The sequence below is a fragment of the uncultured Thiocystis sp. genome, assembly GCF_903866365.1.
Lineage (GTDB): Bacteria > Pseudomonadota > Gammaproteobacteria > Chromatiales > Chromatiaceae > Chromatium.
This window is the reverse complement of the sequence record NZ_CAIPNF010000112.1, coordinates 1-17,902: the sequence shown is the minus strand read 5'-3', so window position 1 is coordinate 17,902 and position 17,902 is coordinate 1. Positions and strand designations below refer to the sequence as shown.

Genomic DNA, 17,902 nt, shown 5'->3' with positions numbered 1-17,902 from the left:
TGGGACATGGGCGACCTCGTTTAGCTTCTCCGAAGCGTTCTTGGCGGAACACCAATTTTATCAATTGGTTAAGCGAGTGTCGCCCATTTTTATGAAAAATTCGGGTTAGATCGTAGAAGCAATCGTTTTTCATCGCGCGCACTCCACTTGTAAGTGCGGATGCCGCATTGCGGCATACAAAATGGTGACGGTTCTCATCGTTCAGATTCCTGGAATACAAAAAGGCGCGGCCATTGGCCGCGCCTTTTTGATCCTCATGGCCCGGTCTTCCCTTCCCGGACCATCCAACCGCCTTCGATCAGAGCAATGGCACCAGTAGCAGGGCCACGATGTTGATGATCTTGATCAGGGGGTTGATCGCCGGACCCGCGGTGTCCTTGTAGGGGTCGCCGACGGTGTCGCCGGTGACGGCCGCGTGATGGGTCTCGGAACCCTTGCCGCCGAAGTTGCCTTCCTCGACATATTTCTTGGCGTTGTCCCAGGCGCCGCCGCCGGTGCACATGGAGATGGCGACGAACAGGCCGGTGACGATGGTGCCGATCAGCAGACCGCCCAGCGCGCGCACGCCGGCGCCGTCACCCATGAGGATGTTCATCCCAAACGCCACCACGACCGGGGCCAGGATGGGCAGTAGCGAGGGGATGATCATTTCCTTGATCGCCGCGCGGGTCAGCAGGTCGACCGCCCGTGAATAATCGGGCTTGCCCGTGCCATCCATGATCCCCGGAATCTCGGCGAACTGACGCCGGACCTCGACCACCACCGAACTGGCGGCACGCCCGACGGCCTCCATGGCCATGGCACCGAAGAGGTAGGGGATCATGCCGCCGATGAAGAGACCGATGATGACGGCCGGATCGGAGAGGCTGAACACTTCCAGCTTGCCAGCCGCCTGGAGGTTATGGGTGTAGTCCGCGAACAGCACCAGCGCGGCCAGACCGGCAGAGCCGATGGCGTAGCCTTTGGTGACCGCCTTGGTGGTGTTGCCGACCGCATCCAGCGCGTCGGTGATGTGACGCACCTCGGGAGGCAGACCGGACATCTCGGCGATCCCGCCGGCGTTGTCGGTGATCGGACCATAGGCGTCGAGCGCGACGATCATGCCCGCCATCGACAGCATGGCGGTCGCCGCGATGGCGATGCCGTAGAGATCCCCGACCATATAGGAAGCCCAGATCGCGGCGCAGACCGCCAGCACCGGCCAGGCGGTGGATTTCATCGAGACCGCGAGACCAGCGATGACGTTGGTGGCATGCCCGGTCTGGGAAGCTTCGGCGACATAGCGGACCGGCGCATATTCGGTCGCGGTGTAGTACTCGGTGATGAGCACCAGCGCGGCCGTGAGCGCCAGACCGACCAGGGTGCAGAAGAGCATGGCGAAGAAGTGATCGCCCATGAAGAGCGAGGTCACGATCGCGAAGGCGACCAATGCCAGCCCGCCCGCGACGGCCATGCCGCGATAGAGCGCATTCATGATCTTGCCGCCTTCGCGGGCCTTCACGAACAGGGTGCCGACGATGGAGGCGACGATGGAAACCGCTCCGAGCATCAGTGGATAGAGGATGTAGTCCATGTCCAGACCGCCGTCGGCGCCCTTGAACATGAGACCGCCCAGAACCATGGTGGCGACGATGGTGACCGCATAGGTCTCGAAGAGGTCGGCGGCCATGCCGGCGCAGTCGCCGACATTGTCGCCCACGTTGTCGGCGATGACCGCCGGGTTGCGAGGATCATCCTCGGGAATGCCGATCTCGACCTTGCCGACCAGGTCCGCGCCAACGTCGGCGCCCTTGGTGAAGATGCCGCCGCCGAGACGGGCAAAGATGGAGATGAGCGAGCCACCGAAGGCGAGACCAACCAGCGCATGCAGCGCCTCTTTATCGGCGCCGAGGAAGGCGAAATAGCCCGCCACGCCGAGTAAACCGAGACCGACCACCAGCATGCCGGTGACCGCGCCACCCCGGAAGGCGACGTCCACCGCGGCCTCCATCCCGATCGTCGCGGCCTGTGCGGTGCGGACGTTGGAACGGACCGACACATTCATGCCGATATAACCGGCGAGGCCGGAGAGAATGGCACCGACCGCGAACCCACCGGCCGTCGCCAAACCGAGGGTTGGCCAAAGGATCAGGAAGAGCGCACCGCCGACCATGGCGATGGTGGTGTACTGCCGATTGAGATAAGCCTGGGCGCCGGCCTGAATCGCCGCAGCGATTTCCTGCATGCGTGCGGAACCAGCGGACTGCATGGTAATCCAGGCGACGACGGCCAAACCGTACAGAACGGCAAGACCACCGGCGCCGATGGCGAGCCAAAGTGCAACATCTGTTGACATGAACATCCCCCCGTAGCGGGTTTTCGTTGGAGTGAGCCGAGCCAATCAAGCGGCAATCGCAACGTCGGGATACAGCAGCAGACGTAACGACCAGCCACCAAGACGACGCGGAACTTTAACATAAAGGTCGTGGTCCGCTATCAGCTTCCACACGCTTGCAAGGGCTAATCTCGATCACGGGCCATCCAGGGATGTCGGCAATTCCCAGGCCTGGCTTGGACGAGGATGCTGGAACGTCGGGCGATTTACGCCTATCCCCTTCATTTTCATGGAGTCCGCCGCGACGCGAAGGCGGCGATGATCCGTTGCCTGGATCCGGCCAACTTCCCTGCGTTCAGGCGTGCCTCCCAATCGTTCCCGATAAATTCCTTAATCCTCTCTATTTGAAATCCGGACGACGGACGTCAATCCCAGAATCAACGTCCTCGGGAGCCAGTATCGAACCGGTCGAATCGAGGAGCGCCGCCTTGAAGGCGGTCGAGCCGAAGTGTAGCCTTCGGTGAATTCATCGCCGCGCGGCGATGAAAGCCAACATCCATAATAAGATTCTCGCCGATGAGGAGCGCGTCATGAAACCTTCCGTCCTGATGCTGGGCCTGGCCCTGTGCATTGGCGCCACCAGCGCCGTGATTGCCGCCGATGAGCCGATCGTCATCAAGTTCAGCCATGTGGTCGCGGCGGACACGCCCAAGGGCAAGGCCGCCGACTTTTTTGCCCAACGCGCCGCCGAACTGACCGGGGATAAGGTCAAGGTGGAGGTCTATCCCAACAGCGCGCTCTATAAGGATAAAGAGGAGCTGGAAGCGCTCCAGATCGGCGCGGTGCAGATGCTTGCGCCCTCGCTGGCCAAGTTCGGCCCGCTGGGCGTCAAGGATTTCGAAGCCTTCGATCTGCCCTATATCTTCACCGATTATGACGATCTGCACAGGGTCACCCAGGGCGAAATCGGCCAGTCGATTCTGAAAAAGCTGGAGCCCAAGGGCATCGTCGGTCTGGCTTTCTGGGACAACGGCTTCAAGTCGTTCTCGGCCAATTTCCCGATCAAGACGCCCGAGGACATGAAGGGCAAGAAATTCCGTATCCAGTCATCCAAGGTGCTTGAGGAGCAGATGCGCGCGCTCAAGGCGCTGCCCCAGGTGATGGCTTTCTCCGAGGTCTACCAGGCACTCGATACCGGCGTGGTGGACGGCACCGAGAATCCTCCTTCCAACATGTTCACCCAGAAAATGCACGAGGTGCAGACGGACCTGACCCTGACCCAGCATGGTTATCTGGGCTACGCGGTGATCGTGAACAAGAAATTCTGGGCTGGTTTGCCGGAGGATGTCCGCGGCCAGTTGGAGCAGGCCATGAAGGAATCGACCGAATTGGCCAACCGGATCGCCAAGGAAGAGAACGATCAGGCACTGGCGGGCATCGAGGCGAGCGGCAAGACCAAGGTCTATACGCCGACCGCCGAAGAGAAACTGGCCTTCAAGCTGAAGCTGGTGCCCGTGCATGACAAGATGGCCTCGCGGGTCGGCAAGGAACTGATCGAGTCCATCTATCAGGCGACCGGTTTCAAGCCCGATTCACTTTAAACCGCGTCATAGAGTGGCCAGCGTCGTTTCGAGTGAGCCCGTCCTCACGACAACCAACGGCGACCGGCGGAACGCGGTTTAAATTGGAGCATCCGCCGATGAAGTTGCTCGATCATCTCGAAGAATGGCTCATCATCCTGCTCATGGGCGGCGCGACTCTGATCGTGTTCGTCTCGGTCCTGCACCGTTACGCCTCCGGTTACGAGATCCCGGTCGTGCAGGACTGGCTGCTGTCGCTCAACTTCGGCTGGACCCAGGAGTTATGCATCATTCTCTTCGTCTGGATGGCCAAGTTCGGCGCCGCCTACGGGGTGCGCACCGGCATCCATGTCGGCGTCGACGTGCTGGTCAACCGACTCTCGGACAGCAGGCGGGCCAAGGTCATCCTCTTCGGCCTGCTGGCCGGCGCGCTTTTCACCGCCATCGTCGCCACGCTCGGCACCCGCTTCGTCTGGGAGAACGGCGCGCACTACGCCTATTTGAGCACCCTGGGCCTGGACACCGGCGATCTTCCGCAAGGACCGACGACTCCCGACCTCGAATGGCCAACCTGGATCGTCTATCTGGCGGTCCCGTTGGGTTCGACCCTGATGTGTTTCCGCTTTCTGCAGGTCGCCTACGGCTTCCTCCGCACCGGCGAGCTGCCGCAGCACGATCACGGCCATGTCGAAGGTCTCACCGAAGATCCGCTGCCGGTCGATGTCAATATCTACGACATGGACGACAACCTGCACTTCCGCGACCTCAAACACCGACCCGTGGGTGAGTCCGGAAAGTCGGGCGATTCCGACCAGGAGGGCCGTCCATCATGAGCGCCGCGATCATCTTCGGCATCCTGCTCGCGCTGATGCTGACCGGGATGCCGATCTCCATCGCGCTCGGTCTTACCGTCCTCACCTTCCTCTTCACCATGACCCAGGTGCCGCTCGAAGCGGTGGCGCTGAAGCTGTTCACCGGCATCGAGAAGTTCGAGATCATGGCGATCCCCTTCTTCATCCTGGCCGGCAACTTTCTCACCCATGGCGGGGTCGCGCGGCGCATGATCGCCTTCGCCTCGGCGATGGTCGGTCATTGGTACGGCGGATTGGGTCTGGCCGGCGTCGCGGCCTGCGCACTCTTCGCGGCGGTTTCCGGCTCCAGCCCGGCGACGGTGGTCGCGATTGGTTCCATCCTGCTGCCGGCGATGCTCAAGGCCGGATTCCCCAAGAACTTCGGCGCCGGCATCGTCACTACCTCCGGGGCACTCGGCATTCTGATCCCGCCCTCGATCGTGATGGTGATGTATTCGGTCGCGACCAATACCTCGGTCGGGGCCATGTTCATGGCCGGCGTGATGCCGGGCATCGCACTAGCCGGCGTACTGGGCGGCGTCACTTGGTGGCGGGCGCGCAAGTTCAATTATCCGCGCATGCCCAAGGCGAGTTTCGGCGAACGCTGGCGGACTTTTCGGGAGTCGGTGTGGGGCCTGCTGCTGATTCTGATCGTGATGGGCGGCATCTATGCCGGGCTCTTCACCCCAACCGAGGCCGCCGCCATGAGCGCGGTCTATGCCTTCGTGGTCGCCGTCTTCATCTACAAGGACATGCGCCTCAAGGACGTGCCGCGGGTGCTGCTGAACTCGGCGAACATGAGCGCCATGCTGCTCTACATCATCACCAACGCGGTGATGTTCTCGTTCATTCTGACCAACGAGAACATCCCGCAGACGCTCGCCGACTGGATGCTCGCTCAGGGGCTGGGACCGATCGCCTTCCTGCTGGCGGTCAACATTCTGCTGCTGTTGGCCGGCAATTTCATGGAGCCGACTTCGATCGTCCTCATCTTCGCACCCATTCTCTTCCCGGTGGCGGTGAAGCTCGGCATCGACCCGGTGCATTTCGGCATCGTGATGGTGGTCAACATGGAGGTCGGCATGTGTCACCCGCCGGTGGGACTCAATCTCTATGTCGCCTCGGGCATCACCAAAATGGGTATCACCGAACTGACCATCGCCGTCTGGCCCTGGCTGCTGGCGATGCTCTGCTTCCTGCTGCTCGTCACCTACTGGCCGACACTGTCGATCTGGCTGCCGACGTATTTGGGGATGATGTGACCATCGCCCATCCAGCGAATTCATCCGTCACGAAAATCGTTTACCAAAAGTGTCCTGAGAGCGAATTCGTGATGAAGTGCTGATCATTCCTCGTCCGTTGTCCGAACAATTCGCAGCGTGAGCGGACGTCGTAAAGTTGAGGTCGACTTTCAATCGGTTATACAAGGGAACATTGTTCGAAAATCAGCTATGCTTCAAACGTCGCCACCCACAAGCAATCGAGTTCTATTTCACCAAGATCGAGGAGCCACCGATGATGAAACCGCTTTCGAATGGGATCGCCGCTATCGCTTTGGCATTGGTCACCTCCGTGGCTTGCGCGGATAATTTTAGTGTGTACGGCGGGAGCGCTTACAAAGATGTGCTGCATAGCCAAGCTGATGTCAACCGATCGGCGGCGGGAGCCATCGACCGCGAGTCCCGTGCCAATGCCCGCTTGACGAATAGCCATGCCGACTATATGGATAATCGTGTGCGAGTCAAAAACCGTACGGAAAACACTGAAGTATTCGGCACCAACACATCAAATGTGGCGGACGGCATCGGGTCGATCGGCAGTGCCGCCCAGAGCATCGGCGCTGGGGCGGCGGCTCTGCGCTGGGGATTCCGCTAACGCTTTCTCAGTCAGCGATCCTCCATTTGCTTGGGTGCCCCGCTCAATCGTGGTGAATCGTATGCTGACCCTGGCCACTTAACCGCCCAAATGGGCGGTTTTTTACGCACTATGCATTTTCAGTGCACAAGTCGAACGCCGAAAGCCTGGCAGGGACGCCGCCAGATCAAGCACCTCGAGGCGTCTTGAGCGAGGAAGGAGTCTCAAAATCCTGCCTGAAACTCACGATCTCTTTCGTCCGCATCGGCGGCCAAGGGTCATTACACTGGGTGATACAACCCTCGCGACAGTCATGGACACAGTTCCCACAGAGGATGCAGAGGCTGTGGTCGATGGCCCAGGTTTTGTCTTTCTTGCTGGCGACGATGGCACCCGTCGGGCATTTGACGGCGCAGACGGTGCAGAAGGTGCAGTCGTTGATCTTGAATTCGATATGCCCGCGCGTCTTGGGATAGGGCGTGCGCCGCTCGAAGGGATACAGCCGGGTCACTGGCCGGTGCAGTGCGCTGCGGGTCACCAGCGCGGAGATGGAGAACCAGGACATTGGGGGTTACCTCTCGGTACAGCTCACACAGGGATCGATGGTCAGCACGATGACCGGGACATCGGCCAGGTCGCAGCCCTTGAGCATGTGCACCAGCGGGGCGATGTTGGCGAAAGTCGGCGTGCGGACGCGGAAGCGTTCCAGGTTTTTCTGGCCGTTGGCGCTCATGTAATAACAGACCTCGCCGCGCGGTTGTTCGAGCCGAACCATGGTCTCGCCCTTGGGCCGCTTGCCCTTGAAGGTCACTTCGATCTCGCCCTCGGGCATGTTGGCGAGACATTGGCGGATCAGGTCGATCGACTGGCTGATCTCGCGCAGCCGAACCTCGCAGCGGGCATAGCAGTCGCCCGCCTGTTCGACGACCGGCTCCCACTCCAGTTCGCCATAGGCGGCATAGCCCAACTGGCGGGTATCGCTTGCGAAACCGCTCGCGCGCAGCACGGGGCCGACGGCGCCCAGCGCATAAGCATCCTCTGCGCTCATGACGCCAACCCCGACGGTGCGCTGCTTGACCGTGCGGTCGGCACGGAAGATGTTGGCCACCTCGTCGAAGGCGGCCTCGATCTCCCGCATGCGGCGATTGACCCGTTGCAGGGTTTCGGCGTCGACATCCTTGCGAATTCCACCGACCTTGCAGGAACCAAAGATCACCCGCCCACCAGTGGTCTCCTCGATGATGTCGACCAGCATCTCGCGGATGCGCCAACTGTGCTGAAAAAGGCTCTCGAAGCCAAAGGCATCGGCGGACAGACCCAGCCAGAGCAGATGGCTCTGGATACGCGACATCTCGGCCCAGGCGGTGCGCAGATAGACGGCGCGCGGCGGAACCTCAAGCCCCATGAGGCGTTCGATCCCCTGACAGTAGCCTTGGCCGTGGATGAAACTGCATATGCCGCAGATGCGCTCGGCGACCTGGGCCATCTCGACGAAGTCGTGACGCTCGGCGAGCAGTTCGAGTCCCCGGTGCACATAGCCGATCGACGGTAGCGCCTGGACGACCCGCTCGTCGTCGAGTTCGAGGTCGAGATGGATCGGCTCGGGCAGGACCGGATGCTGCGGACCGAAGGGGATGATGGTGGTATTCGCCATGGTTCAGCCCTCCCGGACTGGCGTGGGTGGGGCAACCTTCGTGCCCGCCGCCGCCCGACTGGGCGCGCGCTCCGGCTTCTCCTTCTTCAGGGTCACACTGCCGGAAAAGGGAATCTTGGTCTTGGTGCGCAGAAAGTTCCCGCCGTAGTCGAGAGCCAGACCCGGAATGTTGAAGCCGAACAGATCCTTCAGCTCGTTTTCATAGGTAAAGGAAGCGGGAAAAACCACGCTCAGGCTGGGCAGCTCAGGCCGGTCACGGGGCACATGCACGCGAAAATTGACGCAGTCATAGTTCCTGTCGTAGCTGATCATGACCTCGAAATGATCCTCGCGCGCGGTCCCGGTCATCTGCACCAGCCGGAAGCCATCGGCCCGATGGCGACTGGCCGTCGCGACCCATTGATCAAGCTCGATGTCCTCGAAGGATTCGTTCGCACTCATGACGCTACCACTTTACGTTGACGTTTACGGTCCCTGGCGCGCTCCTCCAGGATGGCGAGCGCCTGCACGATTCCATCGATGATCGACTCCGGGCGTGCCGCGCAGCCAGGGACATAGACATCGACCGGGATCACCTGATCGATCCCGCCATAGACGTTATAGGCGTCGCGGAAAATGCCACCGCTCAGGGCGCAGGCACCGATCGCGACCACCGCCTTGGGATCCGGCATCTGCGCGTAGAGGTTCTCGACCACCTTGCGCGACTCCTCGTTCACCGAGCCGGTGACCAGAAAGATGTCGGCATGCTTGGGGTTGCCGGTGTTGACGATGCCGAACCGCTCCACGTCGTAGAGCGGCGTCAGACAGGCCAGCAGCTCGATGTCGCAGCCATTACAACTGGTCGCGGCGTAGTGCAGGATCCAGGGGGATTTTTTGAGGAAGCTCATGGGATTCAGGTGATCAGAGGGAGGAGCATGAGGTTGGTCACGCCGAACAGGCCAGTGACCACCCAGGTTGCCTTAAGCGTTGTCGCCCATTTAAGCCGCGCGTGGGTGTTATCGACCAGCACCTCGGCGAAAAACAGCACCAGCGCGATGGGCAGTGCCAGGGCCACGCCCCAGGGCGCAAAGAAGAGATACAGCCAGCCGAGCAGGATGGTGTTCTCGTACCAATGCCCAATCTCCACCAGGGCCAGGTCGCTCCCGGACAGGTCGGTCGTGATGCCCTTGACCAGTTCCTGATGACCGTGGTGCGACGAACTCAGATCGAACGGCGATTTGCGCAGCTTGATGGTGAGGATAAAGAGAAATCCGAGCAGGATGCCGAAGAGTTGCACCACCTGCCAGGGACTGCCCGCCACGATGTCGCTCACCCGGAAGCTGTCCGCCACCAGAAAGAATCCGAGCGCCACGATGATGAGCATCGGCTCGTAGGCCATCATCAGCAGCAGCTCGCGTGAGGAACCGATGTTGCTGTAGGGCGAATTGGTCGAATAGGCCGCGAGACAGAGAAAGATCCCCGACACCGTCAGCGCGAACAGACTCAGCAACAGATCGCTGCCGAGAAAGAGGATGAACCCGGAGATGACCATGAAGAACAGGAAGCCCCAGAGATAGAGCGTCTGGAGTTCGGTGACGACGACGGTGTCCTTCTCAAAGAGTTTCAGCACATCGTAGATCGGTTGCAGCAGCGGCGGCCCCTGACGGGACTGCATCCGCGCGGTCAGACGCCGGTCGAGACCGGCCAGCAGCGCGCCCAGCAGCGGTCCGAGGACCACGAAAGCAACCGCCAAACCCCAGTGTTCCACATTCATGGGTTCACGCTCCACAACATCAGGGTCATCAAGATCGCCGCTCCAATGAGCCCGCGACGAACTAGCAGATCTTCCTGGATGAATCCAGTGAGATAATAGCCTCGGCTTTCGACCTCGCGCTCCGCCCCCATGGCGCCCCGGTAGGAGGCGCTGCCGTCGACATTCGCCCCGCTCAGATAGCCGCTCACCACGGCGAAGCGCGGCGGTCGCAGCCAGAAGATCAGCGGCAGCAGGAAGATCCCGCCCAGCATGGCCGTCATCATCGCGATCGTCTCCCAGGGGATGCGGTCATCCGTCAGCGGAATCAAACCCGCGCCGGTGAGGAACTCGGTATAGGGTTGCACGAACATCCAATCGGCCAGCGGAAAGAGCGCGCAGGCCACATAGGTGATCAGGGTCAGCGTGAAGAGCGCGATCGCCTCGTCGCGGGGAATCGCCGCTTCAATGGGGTTTGGCCGACGTGGCATGGCGACCAACTTGCCCATCCATTTGCTCCAGAAAAAGAGCGTCGGCGCGCTGCCGAAGGCGAGAATAGCGGCCAGCAGGATACCGTCGCCCGGCATCACGTCCATGGTCAGGAACGCCTGGAAACAGGTGTACTTGCTCAATAGCATGCCGAAGGGCGCGAGGAACATCCCCAGGATGCCGACCAGCATCATCGCGGCCAGGACCGGACGCCGATAGACCAGGCCCTCCATGTCCTCGATGTCGCGGCTGCCGATCAGATGTTCGGTGGTGCCGACGCTGAGGAACAGCAGCGCCTTGGCAACCGCGTGGAAGAGGATCAGCAGAATCGCCGCCCAGATCGTCGTGGCCGTCCCGACCCCGGCGCACATGACGATCAGCCCGAGATTGGCGATGGTCGAATAGGCCAGCACCCGCTTGGCGTTGCGCTGACTGACCGCGGCCAGCGAGGTGACGAGAAAGGTGACCCCGCCGACCAGCGACAGCAGCAGACCGGCGTAGGTATCGTGAAAGACCGGCGAGAGCTTGACGAGCAGAAAGACGCCCGCCTTGACCATGGTGCTCGAATGCAGCAGCGCGGACACCGGCGTGGGCGCGACCATGGCCCCGAGCAGCCAGGACGAAAAGGGCAATTGCGCCGACTTGGTCAGCCCCGCGATCGCGATCAGGACCGCCGGGATCAGTGCGAGCGTACTGCCGGCGGCAATCAACTGGTCCAGTTCCCAGGTGTGCAGCCCCGGCCCGTGGGTCAGCCAGACGATGGCTCCGGCGAAGGCAACGCCGCCGATCAGGTTGAGCCCCAGCGCGCGGAAACCGTTACGGATCGCCTCGTCCGTCCCCGAATAGGAGATCAGCCAGAACGAGCAGAGCGTCGTCACCTCCCAGAAAAAAAATAGCCAGGGCAGATGGTTGGAGAAGACGATGCCGAACATCGCCCCCAGAAACACGAACAGCATGAAAAAGAAGGCTGGGCGGCGATCCGTCACCTCAAGATCGTGCGCCTGATAATCCTGCATGTAGCGGATCGCATGGAGGCAGATCAGACCGCCGACCAACCCGACGATCAAGGCCATCAGGATCGAGAAACTGTCGACGTAGAACTGCCGGGCCACCTCGGGATGCTCCGGGGCGAGTTCCGCGAACAGCATCAGCCCGGTCTGCGCCAGGATCAGCAGCGGGATATACCACTCGCGCCCCTTGATTCGGCGGCAGGCGAAGAGCAGATAGACCGAGAGCGCGATCCCGCCCAGTAAAAAGGCGCTGTCCAGCGCGCCGGCAACGCCCTCCCCGAGAGCGAAAAACTGAGGCTCCATCCGAAAATAGGACAGCGCCAGCGCCAGCGTGGCGCCGCCCAGACCATAGACCGACCAGCGCACCAGGTCAGCGCGCCGCGCGTGGGTCGGGGCGAACAGGATCGCCAGCCCCGCCAGCAGGGGGAACCCAATCAAAAGGGCAATCAATGGCATCCGGGGATCCTCGGATTGGTTCGCAAGAATGCGAACGGCGCGTCATGAGCCGGACGAACCGCCCGGACGGTGGATGGACGATGGTTCATGGATTCAGTACGAGCGCATTTGAATGGCGATGGAATACTGGCGCCAGAACGGGCGTCTTCTGATGATCGACGCACTAATCTAGCCGATCCGATCGCGCCCGGCATCATATATTCATTGCGAAAACGCAAGTGATTGCGCCGGATCAGGACGCCTGTTCGAAAACAGTCGCGCAGCCAGCGACGCAACCGCGGGCAATGTCAGGGGTGAAAGCCGACTCCCGGTTAGAATAGGCTTCATCGTTGCCTGTCATTCACCGCGAGATACAACCATGACCAAGCCCGTCAAACGCTATCCCACCCAATCCGTGGATACCACCGTCGTTCCGGTCCGCAAGCGCGGCCTGGAGGTCATCCGCGACCCGCTGCTGAACAAGGGCAGCGGCTTTCCGGACAACGAGCGCGCCGCGCTCGGTTTGCGCGGACTGGTGCCGCCGCAGGTGGTCAGCATCGACGATCAGGTCAAGCGGGTGATGCAGAATTTTCTGCGCCAGAACAGCGACATCGACCGCTACATCTATCTGGAAACCCTGCACGACCGCAACGAGACGCTCTATTACCGGCTGCTGCTCTCCCACATCAACGAACTGACCCCAATCATCTACACCCCGGTGGTCGGTCAGGCGTGCAGCCAGTTCGGACACATCTACCAGCGCGCCCGCGGCATGTATTTCAGCTCCGCCGAGGTAAACCATTTCGCGGAGATGGTCGCTAACTGGCCCGAGGACATGATCGAGGTGGTGGTGGTCAGCGACGGCAGCCGCATCCTCGGGCTCGGCGACCTGGGCACCAACGGCATGGGCATCCCGATCGGCAAGCTGGCGCTCTATGTGGTCGGTGCCGGACTGCATCCCCAGCACACCCTGCCCGCCATGCTCGACATGGGCACCAACAATGCCGCCTTCCGCGAGGATCCGCTCTATCTTGGCCGACGCATCCCGCGTCTGACCGGCGACGCCTACGACGAGGTCGTGGAAGCCTTCATGCGCGCCGTCCACGCCCGCTGGCCGCATGCGCTGATCCAGTTCGAGGACTTCTCCAACGACCAGGCATTCCCTCTGCTCGAACGCTATCGTCACCGGATGCTCTGTTTCAACGACGACATCCAGGGCACCGGCGCCGTCACCCTGGCCGGCATCCTCAGCGCGCTGCGCGTCACCGGCCAGCCCCTGACCGAGCAGCGGATCGTCTTCCTGGGCGCTGGCGCGGCGGCGCGCGGCATTGCCGACACCATCGTCGCCGGCATGATGGGCGAGAGCGGCATCGGTCTGGAGGCCGCGCGACGTCAGATCTGGACCATTGATTCACAGGGTCTGGTGACGCTCGACCGTCTCGACAGCCTCTCGGAACACAAGCGGCCCTTTGCCCAGGATTCGGCACCGCTCGCCGATCTGATGGATGTCATTCGCGCGGTCCATCCCACCGTCCTGATCGGCGTCTGCGGTCAGCCGGGCAGTTTCACCGAGGTGGCGGTGCGCGAGATGCACCGCTACTGCGAGCGCCCGACCCTGTTCCCGCTGTCCAACCCAACCAGCAAGGCCGAATGCACCGCCGAGCAAGCCTATGCCTGGACCGACGGCGCCGCGCTCTTCGCCAGCGGCAGCCCCTTTCCGCCCGTCACGCGCGGCGGGCACCTGCTGGTGCCGGGTCAGTGCAACAACATGTACATCTTCCCCGGCGTCGGTCAGGGCGTCGTCGCCTGTCAGTCATCGCAAGTCACCGACGCCATGTTCTACGTCGCCGCCCGCACCCTGGCGGGACTGGTCGGCGAAGACAGCCTGGCGGTCGGCCGGCTCTACCCCGACCTCACCCTGATCCGCGAGATTTCGGTCAAGATCGCCGTCGCCGTCTGCGAGCTCGCCTTCGCCGAGGGCCTGGCCGGAATCGAGCGCCCCGACGACCTGGACGCCTTCATCCGCGCTCGCATGTTCGAGCCACGGTATGTCCCCTATGAAGCGGTTTGAAGCCCCGTGAGCGTCGCTCCCAGAGTGTCATCCTCACCGCCACCCTTTGCGCGGCGTGCGCTGAATGACCTTGACGGTCTTCACCCCTGAATCGGCGGTCTGGATGATCTCCAGCGGATGGTCGTGGAGCTTGAGGCTGGTGCCCGGCTCCGGGATGGTCTCCAGGTATTCGAGGATCAGGCCGTTGAGGGTCTTGGGACCGTCGGTCGGAAGCTCCCAGCGCAGCGCGCGGTTCAGGTCGCGCAGGCCGATGCCGCAGTCGATCAGCAGACTGCCGTCCTCGGCGCGATGGATCTCCTCGATGCTGTCGGACGGGTCGGTGGTAAACTCGCCGACGATCTCTTCGAGCAGGTCGGTCAGGGTGATGAGCCCAAGGAAATCGCCATACTCGTCCACCACCAGCGCCACGCGTCGCTTCAGCCGCTGGAAGTTGAGCAGTTGCTGATAGAGCGGCGTGCCCTCCGGCACGAAATAGGGTTCGCGGGCGATCTTGCGCAGATGCTCCTTGTCCAGCCCCTTCTCCAGCAGGGCATGCAGAGCGTTGCGGGCATGAAAGACGCCGATCACATTATCGACGCCGCCGTCGAACAGCGGCAGGCGGGTATAACCGGCGTTGCGGATGGCCTGAAGGATCTCGTCCTCGCTGTCCTGGAGATCGATGCCCTCGACCTCGTGACGCGGGATCATGATGTCCTCCACGGTGGCGTGTTCCAGATCCAGGATCGCCAGCAGCATGTCGCGGCTGCGCTCGGGCACCATGGCGCCCGACTCGCTGACCACGGTGCGCAGTTCCTCGCGGCTCAGGGCCGTGTTCGAGCCGCCTTCCGAGGCGATCCCCATCAGTCGCAGCAGTCCATTGGTGATGAGATTGACGGACCAGACGATGGGGTAGAGCACCTTGAGCAGCGGCGCATAGACATAGGCCGCCGGGAAGGCGAGACGCTCCGGGTGGAGGGTGCCGTAGGTTTTGGGCGTGACCTCGCCAAAGACCAGGATCACCAGGGTCAGGAGGCCGGCGGCGAGGCCGATCGCCGCCTCGCCGCCGAGGCGCAGCGCGATGATGGTGGCCAGGGCCGAGGCCATGGTATTGACGAAGTTGTTGCCGAGCAGGATGAGCCCGATCAGCCGGTCCGGGCGGTCGAGCAGGATGCGGGCGAGACGCGCGCCGCGATGCCCCTGATCGGCCAGGTGCCGCAGCTTGTAGCGGTTCATGGTGAGCAGCGCGGTCTCGGAGCCGGAGAAAAAGGCCGAGAGCGCGATCAGGACGAACAGGGCGAAAAACAGGCCGGTCAGCGGGAGATCGTTCACGGAGTACCGAGATTTGGCGGGGTTGGGGGTATTCTAGCGAAACTCCGGCGCTTTCGCCGAGCGGACGCCTTTGCAGTTCATCCGGAGTCGGTCATACTCCGGCCCTTTTCGATCAGGATCGACCATGTTCAAGAACGCACGCTTTTTCCGCCTGGACACGCCCTTTGCCCTGGATGCCGCCGCACTGGAGGCGCGTCTCGGCGAACGTCGTTTCCGGCCCTGCGGTCCGATCGAGACGGCGACCCTGGGCTGGTCCGCCCCGCTCGGCGAGGAGACCGCCGGACTCGTGCATGGCGTCGGCGGCTGTCTGCTGATGTGCGCCCGCAAACAGGAACGGCTGCTGCCGTCCGCGGCCGTCGCCGAGGCGGTCGACGAACGGGTCAGCGAGCTGGAAAGCGGCGAGGCGCGCGACGTGGGCCGCGCCGAGCGGCGGCGTCTGCGCGAACAGATCGTCACCGAGATGCTGCCGCGCGCCTTCACCCGCTCGCGCCGCACTCAGCTCTATATCGACACCGAGGCCGGCTGGATGGTGGTGGATGCCGCCAGCGAGAAACAGGCCGAAGAGGTCGTCTCGCTGCTGCGCGAGACCCTGGAAACCCTGCCCGCGAAGCTGCCCGATCCGAGCAAGACGCCCTCGACGGTGATGACGAGCTGGTTGCTGGACGGCACGGCACCGCCCGATTTCGTCGCCGGCGATGCCTGCGAGCTGCGCGATTCGGACGATTCCGCCGGGGTCGTGCGCTGTAGCGGTCAGGATCTCGCCAGCGACGAGATGCTGAATCACATCCGCGCGGGCAAGCGGGTCACCAAGTTGGCGATCGAATGGGACGAGCGGCTGAGTTTCGTGCTGGCCGAGGATCTCTCGCTTAAGCGTTTGCGCGTCGGCGACGCGCTGCTGGAGGAGATGGACGACACCGACCTGGAACCGGCGGCCCGTCTGGATGCCGAATTCGCCATCCTGGCCCTGCAGATGCGGCAATTGATCGAGCGTCTGGACGAGGTGTGTGGGTTGTTGTCGACCGATTGAACGCCGTCGGGCACGCCCGGCGTCGCCATTGACAGGTGCAGCGCAAGGATCTGAACCGGCTGCTTCAGGACAGTCCAAGCTTGCGCCGTTTCCTTGAACCGGAGACTCGCGATGCCTATGCGGACGCGGTCGAACTTGCCAGTGTCGAGACCGGCCTAATGGAATCCGCCTTTCCCGCTCAATGTCCTTACCGCATCGAAGATCTGTTGGACAAGGAATTTTGGCCAGAGGCGTTCCCGAGCTGACGATCCTGGCCGCCTGAAAGCGAAGCCGCTCAGGGCAAGCCCTTCGGTTCAGCTCCTTGTGCCGAGCGGAGCCGAAGCAAGGGCTCACCGCGAACGGCTTCGCGGAATGGCAGCGAGCCCCGGAAATCAAACCTGATAGAACCCGCGATACCACTCGACGAACCGCGCCACGCCCTCGGCGACGGGGGTGCTGGGCATGTAGCCGGTATCCCGAACCAGGTCGCTGACATCGGCGAAGGTGTCGGGCACGTCGCCGGGCTGGAGCGGCAGCATCTCCATCTCGGCCTTTTTCCCGAGGCAGGCTTCCAGGCAGCCGATGTATTCCATCAGTTCGACCGGCTGGTTGTTGCCGATGTTATAGAGCCGATAGGGCGCCTGACTGCTTGCGGCGTCGGGCTCGGCGCCCGACCAGTCGGGATTGCCCGCGGGCACCCGATCGAGCACGCGAATGACGCCCTCGACGATATCGTCGATGAAGGTGAAATCGCGCCGGTGCTTGCCGTAATTGAAGACCTGGATCGGCTCGCCGGCGAGGATCGCGCGGGTGAACTTGAAGAGCGCCATGTCGGGACGCCCCCAGGGACCATACACCGTGAAGAACCGCAGACCGGTGGTCGGAATCCGGTACAGATGACTATAGGTATGGGCCATCAGCTCGTTGGCCTTCTTGCTGGCGGCATAGAGGCTCAACGGATGATCGACATTGTGATGGACCGAGAAGGGCATCGCGGTATTGGCCCCATAGACCGAACTGCTGGAAGCGTAGACCAGATGCTCGACGCCGTGATGCCGGCAGGCTTCCAGAATGTTCGCGAAACCGACCAGATTGGTCCGCACATAGGCCATCGGATTGTCGATGGAATACCGTACACCGGCCTGCGCCGCCAGGTTGACGACCCGCTCCGGACGGAAGCTGGCGAAGATCTCGCTCAGCCGCTCGCCATCCTCGATATCGGCCCGCAGATCCCGATAGCCCGCGTAGTTCAGGGTGCGGGCAAGCCGCGCCTCCTTGAGACCGACATCGTAGTAGTCGTTGCGGTTATCGATGCCGATCACCTCGTCGCCCCGTTCCAGGAGCCGCAGCGACAGGGCCGATCCAATAAAACCGGCGCTGCCGGTGACCAGGACTTTCATAGGAACTCCTCGGGAGACGGATGACGGAAGGCGTCATCTTAAACCGCGTTCGGGCGGGAGTCAGTGTTCAGTGTCGAATGCCCGAAGCGCAAGCCTGGCGGCCCCGAACGCGGCCTCGCGGTGCTCCGCCGCGACAACCTCCAGACCCAAAAGACGTGCCCTCATCCGTGTCCAGGTCGGGTTCGACGCCCCGCCGCCCAC

The 17,902-nt window shown here is 62.4% G+C and carries 17 protein-coding genes; 7 read left to right on the top strand and 10 right to left on the bottom strand.

From position 1 onward, the window contains the following. Positions 1-298: 298 nt before the first annotated feature. Complete coding sequence (locus QZY07_RS06940; protein WP_295401012.1) at positions 299-2,335, bottom strand: sodium-translocating pyrophosphatase; 2,037 nt, start codon at positions 2,333-2,335, stop codon at positions 299-301. Positions 2,336-2,904: 569 nt separating this feature from the next. Between QZY07_RS06940 and QZY07_RS06935 the strand changes: the two genes are divergently transcribed. From QZY07_RS06935 to QZY07_RS06920, 4 genes are all read left to right on the top strand, one after another. Beyond that, positions 2,905-3,915: a TRAP transporter substrate-binding protein gene (locus QZY07_RS06935; RefSeq protein ID WP_295401010.1), complete on the top strand. Its 1,011-nt coding sequence runs from the start codon at positions 2,905-2,907 to the stop codon at positions 3,913-3,915. A 98-nt stretch (positions 3,916-4,013) separates the two neighbouring features. Beyond that, entirely contained in the window at positions 4,014-4,727 is a 714-nt protein-coding gene (locus QZY07_RS06930) for a TRAP transporter small permease (protein ID WP_295401007.1), read from the top strand. After that, complete coding sequence (locus tag QZY07_RS06925; protein ID WP_295401005.1) at positions 4,724-6,007, top strand: TRAP transporter large permease subunit; 1,284 nt, start codon at positions 4,724-4,726, stop codon at positions 6,005-6,007. Before QZY07_RS06930 ends, QZY07_RS06925 begins: the two co-directional genes overlap by 4 nt. A 172-nt stretch (positions 6,008-6,179) precedes the next feature. Beyond that, on the top strand, positions 6,180-6,620 hold the full coding sequence (locus QZY07_RS06920; RefSeq protein ID WP_295401002.1) for a hypothetical protein: 441 nt from the start codon (positions 6,180-6,182) through the stop codon (positions 6,618-6,620). A gap of 166 nt (positions 6,621-6,786) precedes the next feature. Here the strand turns inward: QZY07_RS06920 and QZY07_RS06915 are convergent, their stop codons facing one another. Genes QZY07_RS06915 through QZY07_RS06890 form a run of 6 tightly spaced genes read right to left on the bottom strand, consistent with a single transcriptional unit; the run spans position 6,787 to position 11,937 of the window. After that, positions 6,787-7,164, bottom strand: a complete 378-nt coding sequence (locus QZY07_RS06915) for a 4Fe-4S dicluster domain-containing protein (RefSeq protein ID WP_295401000.1) — start codon at positions 7,162-7,164, stop codon at positions 6,787-6,789. A 6-nt stretch (positions 7,165-7,170) separates the two neighbouring features. Then, positions 7,171-8,253, bottom strand: coding sequence for a nickel-dependent hydrogenase large subunit (locus tag QZY07_RS06910; protein ID WP_295400998.1), 1,083 nt, complete (start codon positions 8,251-8,253; stop codon positions 7,171-7,173). 3 nt (positions 8,254-8,256) lie between these two features. Beyond that, positions 8,257-8,694, bottom strand: a complete 438-nt coding sequence (locus QZY07_RS06905; protein WP_295400996.1) for an NADH-quinone oxidoreductase subunit C — start codon at positions 8,692-8,694, stop codon at positions 8,257-8,259. After that, positions 8,691-9,140, bottom strand: a complete 450-nt coding sequence (locus QZY07_RS06900) for an NADH-quinone oxidoreductase subunit B family protein (RefSeq protein WP_295400993.1) — start codon at positions 9,138-9,140, stop codon at positions 8,691-8,693. Before QZY07_RS06900 ends, QZY07_RS06905 begins: the two co-directional genes overlap by 4 nt. A gap of 5 nt (positions 9,141-9,145) precedes the next feature. Continuing rightward, entirely contained in the window at positions 9,146-10,006 is an 861-nt protein-coding gene (locus tag QZY07_RS06895) for a complex I subunit 1 family protein (protein WP_295400991.1), read from the bottom strand. Further along, positions 10,003-11,937, bottom strand: a complete 1,935-nt coding sequence (locus QZY07_RS06890) for a proton-conducting transporter membrane subunit (protein WP_295400989.1) — start codon at positions 11,935-11,937, stop codon at positions 10,003-10,005. The genes QZY07_RS06895 and QZY07_RS06890 overlap by 4 nt, the downstream gene beginning before the upstream one ends. A 358-nt stretch (positions 11,938-12,295) precedes the next feature. Here QZY07_RS06890 and QZY07_RS06885 point away from each other — a divergent pair, with 358 nt between their 5' ends. After that, on the top strand, positions 12,296-13,987 hold the full coding sequence (locus tag QZY07_RS06885) for an NAD-dependent malic enzyme (protein WP_295400987.1): 1,692 nt from the start codon (positions 12,296-12,298) through the stop codon (positions 13,985-13,987). Positions 13,988-14,020: 33 nt separating this feature from the next. On the opposite strand, the gene QZY07_RS06880 is transcribed toward QZY07_RS06885, so the two are convergent. Beyond that, the gene (locus QZY07_RS06880) at positions 14,021-15,295 is read right to left on the bottom strand and encodes an HlyC/CorC family transporter (RefSeq protein WP_295400985.1); all 1,275 of its coding nucleotides are present in this window, start codon (positions 15,293-15,295) and stop codon (positions 14,021-14,023) included. 124 nt (positions 15,296-15,419) lie between these two features. On the opposite strand from QZY07_RS06880, the gene QZY07_RS06875 reads away from it, so the two are divergent. Together QZY07_RS06875 and QZY07_RS06870 are read left to right on the top strand one after the other, a co-directional pair. Beyond that, positions 15,420-16,322 (top strand): recombination-associated protein RdgC, encoded by a 903-nt coding sequence (locus QZY07_RS06875; protein WP_295400983.1) that lies wholly within the window; start codon positions 15,420-15,422, stop codon positions 16,320-16,322. 35 nt (positions 16,323-16,357) lie between these two features. Further along, the gene (locus QZY07_RS06870) at positions 16,358-16,567 is read left to right on the top strand and encodes a DUF29 domain-containing protein (RefSeq protein WP_295400981.1); all 210 of its coding nucleotides are present in this window, start codon (positions 16,358-16,360) and stop codon (positions 16,565-16,567) included. A 126-nt stretch (positions 16,568-16,693) separates the two neighbouring features. Here the strand turns inward: QZY07_RS06870 and QZY07_RS06865 are convergent, their stop codons facing one another. Both QZY07_RS06865 and QZY07_RS06860 read right to left on the bottom strand, forming a co-directional pair. Continuing rightward, positions 16,694-17,701: an NAD-dependent epimerase gene (locus tag QZY07_RS06865; RefSeq protein WP_295400979.1), complete on the bottom strand. Its 1,008-nt coding sequence runs from the start codon at positions 17,699-17,701 to the stop codon at positions 16,694-16,696. 60 nt (positions 17,702-17,761) lie between these two features. After that, positions 17,762-17,902: FGGY-family carbohydrate kinase (locus QZY07_RS06860; RefSeq protein WP_295401013.1), on the bottom strand; the 141-nt coding region annotated here is incomplete at its 5' end.